Origin of the sequence: Mycolicibacterium chlorophenolicum, assembly GCF_001044235.1 — a bacterium.
GTDB classification, from domain to species: Bacteria; Actinomycetota; Actinomycetes; order Mycobacteriales; family Mycobacteriaceae; genus Mycobacterium; species Mycobacterium chlorophenolicum.
On record NZ_JYNL01000015.1, the window covers coordinates 44,700 to 53,590 of the forward strand.

An 8,891-nucleotide genomic window follows, 5' to 3' on the forward strand; every position below is an offset into this window, starting at 1 on the left:
CTACGACAACACCAAACGTACGACAACACCAAACGCCGCATAGTCGTCGAAGCCGTCAACACGGTGGGACCACCCTGTCCGGTACCGACCGACGGACTCGGCGATGGAACATTCCCTGGGAACCGTGGGGGCGGGCAACACAACGCTAGCCGGCTAGTAGCGGCGCACGTTGTAGATCGGGGCCGACGAGATCGGCGCCACCTTCACCGGAGTGCCGTACGTCGAGGCGTGCACCATGTTCCCGTCGCCGATGTAGATGCCCGCGTGTGAGGCGTCCGAGTAGAAGGTGACGATGTCGCCAGGCTGTACCGCGGTCGTCGCCACGGGTTGTCCGCCCGCCGCGAGCGCCTGACTGGATCGGGGGAGCGATTTGCCGTTCTGCAGAAATGCCCACTTGATGAGCCCCGAGCAGTCGAAGGCATCTGGTCCTGTCGCGCCCCACGAGTAGGGCGCACCCACACGGGTCAACGCCGCCTGCACGACGGCGGCCCCGTCGGCTGAGTTGGACGGACCCGGCCCCGCCGGCGCTATCGCCTCGGGCATCGCCATGATGGCCGGGTTTGCCGCTGGGGGGGCCGGCGGCGTGGGCGGCACGGGACCGGGATCGGCAAGCGCTGCACGTTGGTCGGGAGTGAGTGCGCGATATAGCGCCTCTACTTCGGCGATCTGTGTTCGCAGCCGGCTCTGCTTGGATTGCAGGCTTGCGCTGACCGCGGACGCCTGCTCCGTGGCAGTACGAGCTGCCAGCGCCGACGACTGCGCCGCACGCGCTGCGTCGTCGGCACGGGTCGATGCGGCGCGGAAAGCCTCGATACGGTCCGACATCTGAGTGGCCATCACCTTGCTCGCCGAGAGTTCGTCGAGGAGGCGTTGCGGAGACTCCGCGGTCAGCGCCGCGCTGATTGTGCTGGTGGAACCGCCCATGTAAGACGCAGCTGCCACCTGGTTCACGGCGGTCTGGTACTCACCGAGGTCGGCTCGCGCCGCGGTCATCGCCGCCAGTTCGGCGCGTTGACGATCCTCAGCCCTGCGCTGCGCCGTGAGTTTCGCCGCGAGGTCGAGTTCGGCCGAATAGACCGCTTCCGTGGTCCGCTCGGCCTCCCGAGAGAGCTCCGTCAAGCGGGCCAAGGCATCGGCAGCCGGGTCGGCCCACCCGACGCCGGCCGAGTCGCCGAGTGTCAGTGCCAGCACGATCGCCACGACGAGAGCACCCGCCGATCGGCATACCGCGCCATGGCGGTTCATCCTCAAAACACCAGTCCTCACCCCGCAGGGACATCTATGGTCTAGCTACGTAGGTCACGGAAAGATTACGAGTAACTGCGTCCAATGTCCACGCGCGCGGCATCGCTCAGCGGCCGTACACTTCGATCGCGCGCGCTCCATCGCATGAGGAACCGCTCAAAACCGCCTTTCCGCAGCATGTTTCGGGCAGGCGAACCATGGACCTGACGCCGCTACTATCACATATTTACTATGTGCAATAGTAGGTAGGAACTCAGTAGACCGTCTGCGGACTTGGCTCGACGAGGAACGACATGACAAGTGGCACCGCCATCACGGCACGGGTTCATTCCCTGAATCGGCCCAACATGGTCGCCGTGGGGACGATCGTGTGGTTGTCCAGTGAGCTGATGTTCTTCGCCGGTCTGTTCGCGATGTACTTCACCGCTCGCGCTCAGGCCGAGGAGTGGCCGCCACCACCCACCGAGTTAAACCTCGCGCTCGCAGTGCCGGTGACCCTGGTCCTCATTGCGTCCTCGTTCACTTGTCAGATGGGTGTATTTGCCGCCGAGCGCGGCGACGTGTTCGGCCTGCGCCGGTGGTACGTCGTCACGTTCGTCATGGGGTTGTTCTTCGTGCTCGGCCAGGGGTACGAGTACCTCAGCTTGGTGCGTGAGGGAACCACGATCGCTGGCAGCGCTTATGGGTCGGTCTTCTACCTCACGACGGGTTTCCACGGGTTGCACGTGATCGGCGGTCTCGTCGCGTTCATCCTGCTGCTTGTGCGCACGCGCATGAGTAAGTTCACTCCCGCCCAGGCGACCGCCGCCATCGTGGTGTCTTACTACTGGCACTTCGTTGATATCGTGTGGATCGCGCTCTTTGCCGTCATCTACTTCGTGAGATGACGGGGGGCACGCCGCGCAGGTGTCGACGATCCCGAAGGTGGCCGGCGCGGGCGGCCGTTGTCGTCGCAGTCGTGGCTACCCTCCTCGGACTCGCCTCGACGGTCGCGGCGAACGTCGCCGCGGAGCCGACGTCGGCGCAGGCCACCTCGACAGCTCCGCCACGACCCGTGGGCTCAACGCCGACCAAACACTCCTACGACGACACGCACCCCGACCAACCCGAAGTCGCGAACCCGGCGCTGTGGATCCTGGGTGGCGCCGTCGCGGGACTGGTCGCGATCGCCGTCATCATGTTGAGAGCGGGCAGACCTGCACGCCATCACCTCAACCGGGGGCCGTGACCTCAACGGCGAGTGAACGCTTCTGCGCCGATGGATCGCGAGCATGGTCGATCCGGCCCACCATGCCAGTCCGGTCATTCGGGTGAAGCCGGTGCACTAACATCCTACGTAGTCCCTACGTAGGATGTGGCGTGCGCAGCGGGCTCTTGCACCAGGGTCGCCGCCGAACGTCCCGTAACGGAGGTCGTTGTGTCGTCGCCAAAGTTCACGCCCTACGTTGCGCAGCTTCGAGTCGGCAGGCCTATATCTCAACGAGCGAACGTGAGAGGCGCTCAAATGACTCATCGACTGACCGATGCGCCTCGAATGTCGCGGTCGCGGCTGGACATGGGTGTTGAGCGTTGGTGCCGGCGGCGACCCCCGACACGTTGGTCACCGTTGATGCGGCGCGGCATCGCTGCAGGCCTGAGCGCGGTACTGCTCGGTGCCGCAGTGTCCGGATGCTCCAGCGGAGCCGATGCCGTCGCGCAGGGTGGCACATTCGAGTTCGTGTCGCCGGGCGGGCAGGTCGACATCTTCTATGACCCGCCGCTGAGTCGTGGTCGGCCGGGGCCGATAAGCGGACCCGACCTGATGGACCCTGACCGCACGTTGTCACTTGATGACTTCTCCGAGAAGGTGGTTGTGATCAACGTGTGGGGTCAGTGGTGTGGTCCTTGTCGAACCGAGATGCCAGAACTACAAAGGGTGTACGACGCGACCCGCAACGAGGGAGTCGCCTTCCTGGGCATCGACGTCCGCGACAACAATCGCGAAGCGGCGGTTGACTTCATCGTCGATCGCAAGGTCACCTTTTCATCGATCTACGACCCACCGATGCGCACGATGATCGCTTTGGGCGCGAGGTATCCCACGACCGCTATTCCATCCACCATCGTCTTGGACCGGTCACATCGCGTCGCCGCGGTGTTCCTGAGGGCGCTGCTCGCCGAGGATCTCGAACCGGTGGTCCGTCGGCTCGCCGCCGAGACCGCAACCGGCTCCGGACCACCGCGGTGAACGGTGACCCCGCCCCGGCCGCACGTCACCGCGGGGCCCGGCCGAGGCTCAGGCGCAACGGTGCGACTCGACGGAAGGCGGCACCGTGATTGGTCAGGTGGTGCTCCCCACCTCGCCGCCGTCGCTCTGGGCGATGCTCGGTTGGCTAGTACCACCGGTTCCTTTATTGCCCGTATTAGCAATTGTTTTGGCGGTCTGGTACCTGCTCGCCGTTCGCGTCGTCAGATCGCGGGGCCGCCAGTGGGCGTGGAAACGGACGGCGAGCTTCCTGGCGGGCTGTATCGCCCTGGCGGCGGTGACGGGCCTGGCCATCGACGGCTACGGCTACCGACTGTTCAGTGCCTTCATGTTCCAGCACCTCACGCTCTCGATCCTCGTCCCGCCGCTGCTGGTGCTGGGTGCGCCCGGCAGGCTGCTACTGAGGTCCACGCCCCATCGTGGACTCGGACGCTACGTCGTCATCTCCGCGCTCGGCGGACTGCGCTGCCGGGCAAGCAGAATCGTGTTGCACCCCGGCTTCACCATTCCGGTGTTCCTGTTGAGCTACTACGGCCTGTACCTCTCCGACCTGTTCGACGCGGCGGCGGCCAGCGTGGCCGGACACGTCACACTGCAAGTGTTCTTCCTAGTCAGCGGCCTGTTGTTCATCGTGCCGATCCTGTCGACCGGTCCCTTGCCGGTCCGGCAGAGCAACCTCGGACGCTTCTTCGACATCTTCGTCGAGATGCCGCTGCACGTCTTCATCGGCGTCATCCTGATGATGGCGCCTCGGACGCTCACCGAGACCTTCGCCCAACCTCCGCCGGACTGGAACGTCGACCCCGTCGCCGACCAGGGGGTCGCCGGCGCCTTGGCGTGGTCCTACGGCGAGCCGGTCGCCCTGCTGACCACGGTGATCTTCGCCATCCGATGGCGCCGTGACGAGGAGTTGGAGTCGGTGAAGAGGGAGGCCGACGTCGAACGCGACGACGCGGAATTGGCTGCCTACAACGCATTTCTGCGCCAACTGCACCAACAGCGCTGACCAGCTGCCCATCTGCCGAACACCGCCACGACGAGACGTGGGCAATATCCTGGCGCCGGACCTAGGTCGCCGCACATCGCCATCCCCGGAGAACCGCCCTAACTGCATCCGGTGGTGCGGCCGGAATCGTAAACCGTGCTGCTGATCATCAATTCGAGATACTGGCCCGCGACCTGGCGACGAGGGCTTTGTGTATCAGCGCATTCGCGCAACGATGGTTGCAACGGCTGCGAGAGCCGCCCATACCGCATGGATCGGTAATCGGGTCTTTACGGAATCCTCACTGACGCAGTCTATTCCGAATTCACTGGCATAGAAGAGGAGGAGACGATGAATGCCTTAGGCGCCCGGGCGCAGGCTCGACTATCCGGCGCTAGGGGACCATCGCCGCACCTGGTGCCGCGTGACAGTCAAGCAATGGTCATATACGTAGTCACATAGTAGGTTAGTGGTGTGAAGAGTGCACTGGCCGTGTCCTGCCAGGGACCGCGGTCGACTTGGCCACACCAGCATCACGCGCGGTCGGCGGGTCGGCTAGCTCGCCGATGGATCGCGACTGCGCTATTGCTGGCGCTGAGTTTGGCGGTGCTGGCCTTGCTCGTAGCCGACCCGGCCGCCGCTCACCTCATGGGCGTCTAGCTATCAGTACAAGCACCAAGCCCCTTGCGTAGCTGCAAGTTCAACAAGGACGCCGTCCAGCACCGTATTAGGACGCGCCAACGGTCGGTCGGGAAGTCGTTTGGCGCGTGAGCCGTCTACGCGAAGCAGATCAACACGCCCGCTAGGGACAGAGCGACGATCGCCAACGGTGTAGTGGCCATCGCTGCTACTGCACCGCTGAGCGTGACTTGGGTGCGGATGCGGGCAAACCTTCGTGGTGGCTTCAATAAGCGTTCGGCACGAGCGAGCACGGCGATACCGGCGGCGGCCAGACCGTGCGCCGGGGTGGTGGCGCCCGAGAGGGTCAACAAGCCAGCGAGCAGCGGCTGACGGCCGTGGCGACGAGCGGCCGCGTCGTCGGCGCACATCTCTAATAGAGAACTGATATGGCTGGCGGCGCTCGCGAAGAGGCCGCAGGTGGGCAGCGCGGCGGTCAGGCCGCGGGTCGCGGCGACGACGTAGGCGTGCCGGCCATCTAGGTGAGCACGCTCGTGGGCGACAACGGCAGCCAGTTGGTCTTCATTGAGTGCGGCAAGAGCTGCGGAGGTCACCACAATCGCCGGTGGGCGGCCCGCCACGCAATACGCCGCAGGCTCGGATGCTTCGATGACCACGACATCGCTGCCGTACGACCTGCCCACCAGGCGTACGGCGTCGGCATGCGCGAAAGTGTGGGAGCGCATGCGCCCCAGAGCGCGGCCGATTCGAAAGACGACGGCGATCAGACTACCGACGGCGATGGCTACCGCGACGGTTGCGACGGTTCGGGCCGGCCACCCGGCGTGGCCGACGAGAATGGCGCGCAGACGTTCCAGGCACGTGACGAGCAGCGCGTCGGGGCTGTCCCAATGCCCAGCGGCCTCGATGAGCAGCAGCGCGACGGCGGCGACCGCGCAGCCGATCACCGTCACGACAGCTGTGATCCACGCGGCTATCGCCAGGCGCGGAGCCCCGCCGTCGGCCGTGATGTGAACCAGCACCTTCGGTCCGGTGTACAGGACTGCCGCGACGTACAGCAGCAACGCCGCCGCGACGGTCATCAGCGACCCGACTTGCGGGCCAGACGCCGCAGCGCAGCACGCAAATCAGCGGATTCCTCCGCGTCGATCTGCGCCACAAAATGACTCAGGATCGCCTCGGATCGACCGCCGCCGCTCAGTGCCTCCAGCATGAGTCGTGCACTGTGCTCCTCGCGAGTCAGCGTTGGCCGATAGCGATAAGCCTTGCCGTCGCGTTCACGCGACAGCCAGCCTTTGCTGTGCAAGTTGTCCATCGTCGACATCACTGTGGTGTACGCAATGTGGCGTTCGGTGCTCAACTCGTCGAAGATGTCCCGTACCGTGGTGTCGGCGTCAGGGTCACGGTTCCAGAGGCGATCCATGATCGACGCCTCGAGTTCTCCGAAGCCACGCACCCGAGCCATGATCGAACCTCCTGAATTGGTCAGTAGGTAGCTTACGGTGTCGATCGGCGTGCCGACGCTGAAGTGAGCGCGCGGCACCGACTGCAACCTCGCAGCGGCCAGCCGGGCCAGGCAGGATCCTACTGAGGAAGTCAGTAATTGAGCTGGTAGCCTTCAGCGGCGGGCATGCACTTCGCGAATGCTGCCGGCCATGAGGCCGGGCCTTCGACCCCTCGGATCGCCCGGCCTCTCCAGGGCGCCTAGCCGTCGGGTACTCCCCGTTCCCCCAACCACGCCATCGGGTCGATCTTGTCAGTTCCATTGCGATGCACCTCGAAGTGCAGATGCGGTCCTGTCGAATTGCCTCGGTTGCCCATGGTGGCGATCTGGTCGCCGGCCATCACCCGCTGGCCGGTTTGCACCATGGTGGTGTCAATGTGCCCGTAGAGCGTCACGGTGCCGTCCCCGGCACGAATCTTGACCCACATGCCGAAACCCGGTGTCGGACCGGAAGCTATGACCTCGCCATCTGATGCGGCGTATATCGGAGTACCGACGGCGTTGGCGATGTCGAGACCGGCGTGCAGGGTGCCCCACCGGGCTCCGAAGCCCGATGTCAAGATGCCTCGGGAAGGAAAAACGAACTGTGGGCGCCGAAGTCGTGCCTCCCGCTGTGCCCGCTCCTGAGCGTAGGCCGCCCCGTTGGCCAACTCCTGTCGATGGATCCCGGCATCAAAGCTGTTCGCCACTGGGATGATCTGCATCCCCGAAGGGTCGGGCAGGGCAGCCGGGGACGCCGCAGTGTCTGCGACCAAAACCGGCTGCTGCGCATCGGCTGCGTTGACCGCTGTATTCGCTGCGGCAGCGATCGCGCCAACGGCGATAGCCGTGACGACCAGCCTGCTGTGCGCCGCGCCGGTGGCCGGGGGGATTTTTCGATGCGCCCCACAAGAAGCGCGGACGGTAGCGCCCGACAGCGCCCGGTGAGACGGAAGTGGGCTTCCCGGAAGCCTTGCCCCGCCGACGGGGATTGGCACGGTCGGCGGTTCTGACTTCGAAGCATCTCTCGGTGAGAGGAGCAGCCGCGGAGACTCGTCGACCACATCGTTGAGGTCGTCGAGTTCAGGTGCGTTCAACACCGCGAGCTCGATGGCAAGGGGATCAGTGCAATAGTTGGGCATATCCAGCATCGCGCCGAACTCGCCGAGGGCGATGATCTCGGTGACGTCGTTGGCGAGATCGGCCGGCGCGTTTGGTTGCGCGATCCGGTGATGCACCACTTCGAGACGATCCTTTGCCGTTACCAATTCGTTATCTGGTTGGCGAGACGCTAACCCAATGCCCGCGATTGGGCAAGCCGCCGACCGTAGCGAGGTCCCCCCGGCATGGCAACATGCTTCGCGCAAAGGGTTGAGGCGCAATCAGTTTGGTTACGTCAGAACGCAGCGCTGCACACAATCTCGATCCTTGGTACGTACGTAGTAGATTGCGAGTTACGGACGATCGCCAAGGATGGATGTCGTTCGGCGACCCACCTCGAAACAACTCCCGTCGTCGCCGGATAGCGCAACGCCGCGCGCGCAGAAAACGACCCTTCAGCGCTGGCCGGAGCGGGCGCGAGTGCTCTGCACCCGCCCCGGCGGGGCACCCGTCACCGGGCGATGTGGCTCACGCCCGGATCCGGGATGGCGCAGCTACGCAAGGTAGTACTAAGCTCCGCCGTAGAGTATCCTACGTATCTAGTCAGTAGATAATGGGAGCGCGTTCCGGCGCGTGGCGGAAGGGATTCAATGGTTGCCGATGCGCCACCGATCGCGGAACTGGAGGCACGCCGTCCTTTTCCTGCCCGGATGGGCCCGAAAGGCAACCTGATCTACCGGTTGATCACGACCACCGATCACAAGCTGATCGGCATGATGTATTGCGTCGCGTGTTTCGCCTTCTTCCTCATCGGTGGGTTGATGGCGTTGTTCATTCGCACCGAATTGGCGGTGCCGGGGCTGCAGTTCCTGTCCAACGAGCAGTACAACCAGCTGTTCACGATGCACGGCACCGTGATGCTGCTGTTCTACGCCACCCCGATCGTGTTCGGCTTCGCGAATCTGGTGCTGCCGCTGCAGATCGGCGCCCCCGATGTCGCGTTCCCGCGGCTGAACGCGTTCTCGTTCTGGCTGTTCCTCTTCGGTGCACTGATCGCCACCGCGGGCTTCATCACCCCCGGCGGCGCCGCGGACTTCGGCTGGACCGCCTACACACCCTTGTCTAGTGCGATCAATTCACCAGGCGCCGGCGCCGACCTCTGGATTCTCGGCCTGATCGTCGGCGGGCTGGGC

Annotated in this window: 9 protein-coding genes; 5 read left to right on the top strand and 4 right to left on the bottom strand. The window is 64.7% G+C overall.

The genetic code is table 11. From position 1 onward, the window contains the following. Positions 1-153: 153 nt before the first annotated feature. On the bottom strand, positions 154-1,245 hold the full coding sequence (ripC, locus tag MCHLDSM_RS07265; protein WP_011896147.1) for a peptidoglycan hydrolase RipC: 1,092 nt from the start codon (positions 1,243-1,245) through the stop codon (positions 154-156). A gap of 293 nt (positions 1,246-1,538) precedes the next feature. Here ripC and ctaE point away from each other — a divergent pair, with 293 nt between their 5' ends. The 4 genes from ctaE (at position 1,539) to MCHLDSM_RS07285 (ending at position 4,496) form a co-directional block, all read left to right on the top strand. Continuing rightward, positions 1,539-2,132, top strand: a complete 594-nt coding sequence (gene ctaE, locus MCHLDSM_RS07270) for an aa3-type cytochrome oxidase subunit III (protein ID WP_011896146.1) — start codon at positions 1,539-1,541, stop codon at positions 2,130-2,132. 71 nt (positions 2,133-2,203) lie between these two features. Then, a complete protein-coding gene (locus MCHLDSM_RS07275) occupies positions 2,204-2,473 on the top strand; it encodes a hypothetical protein (RefSeq protein ID WP_233211215.1) in 270 nt (89 codons plus the stop codon). A 381-nt stretch (positions 2,474-2,854) separates the two neighbouring features. Continuing rightward, the gene (locus MCHLDSM_RS07280; protein ID WP_041801095.1) at positions 2,855-3,472 is read left to right on the top strand and encodes a TlpA family protein disulfide reductase; all 618 of its coding nucleotides are present in this window, start codon (positions 2,855-2,857) and stop codon (positions 3,470-3,472) included. 133 nt (positions 3,473-3,605) lie between these two features. Continuing rightward, positions 3,606-4,496 (top strand): cytochrome c oxidase assembly protein, encoded by an 891-nt coding sequence (locus MCHLDSM_RS07285; protein WP_233211219.1) that lies wholly within the window; start codon positions 3,606-3,608, stop codon positions 4,494-4,496. 755 nt (positions 4,497-5,251) lie between these two features. Here MCHLDSM_RS07285 and MCHLDSM_RS07290 read toward each other — a convergent pair. The 3 genes from MCHLDSM_RS07290 to MCHLDSM_RS07300 all read right to left on the bottom strand — a co-directional run bounded on the left by MCHLDSM_RS07290 (position 5,252) and on the right by MCHLDSM_RS07300 (position 7,838). After that, positions 5,252-6,196 (bottom strand): M56 family metallopeptidase, encoded by a 945-nt coding sequence (locus tag MCHLDSM_RS07290; protein ID WP_011896142.1) that lies wholly within the window; start codon positions 6,194-6,196, stop codon positions 5,252-5,254. Then, positions 6,196-6,579: a BlaI/MecI/CopY family transcriptional regulator gene (locus MCHLDSM_RS07295; protein WP_041801148.1), complete on the bottom strand. Its 384-nt coding sequence runs from the start codon at positions 6,577-6,579 to the stop codon at positions 6,196-6,198. The genes MCHLDSM_RS07290 and MCHLDSM_RS07295 overlap by 1 nt, the downstream gene beginning before the upstream one ends. A gap of 239 nt (positions 6,580-6,818) precedes the next feature. Then, positions 6,819-7,838 carry a M23 family metallopeptidase gene (locus MCHLDSM_RS07300; RefSeq protein WP_011896140.1) on the bottom strand — a complete coding sequence of 340 codons (1,020 nt, stop codon included), beginning with the start codon at positions 7,836-7,838 and terminating at the stop codon, positions 6,819-6,821. Between the two features lie 510 nt (positions 7,839-8,348). Here MCHLDSM_RS07300 and MCHLDSM_RS07305 point away from each other — a divergent pair. Beyond that, the coding region (locus MCHLDSM_RS07305; RefSeq protein WP_201780365.1) for a cbb3-type cytochrome c oxidase subunit I at positions 8,349-8,891 on the top strand (543 nt) is incomplete at its 3' end.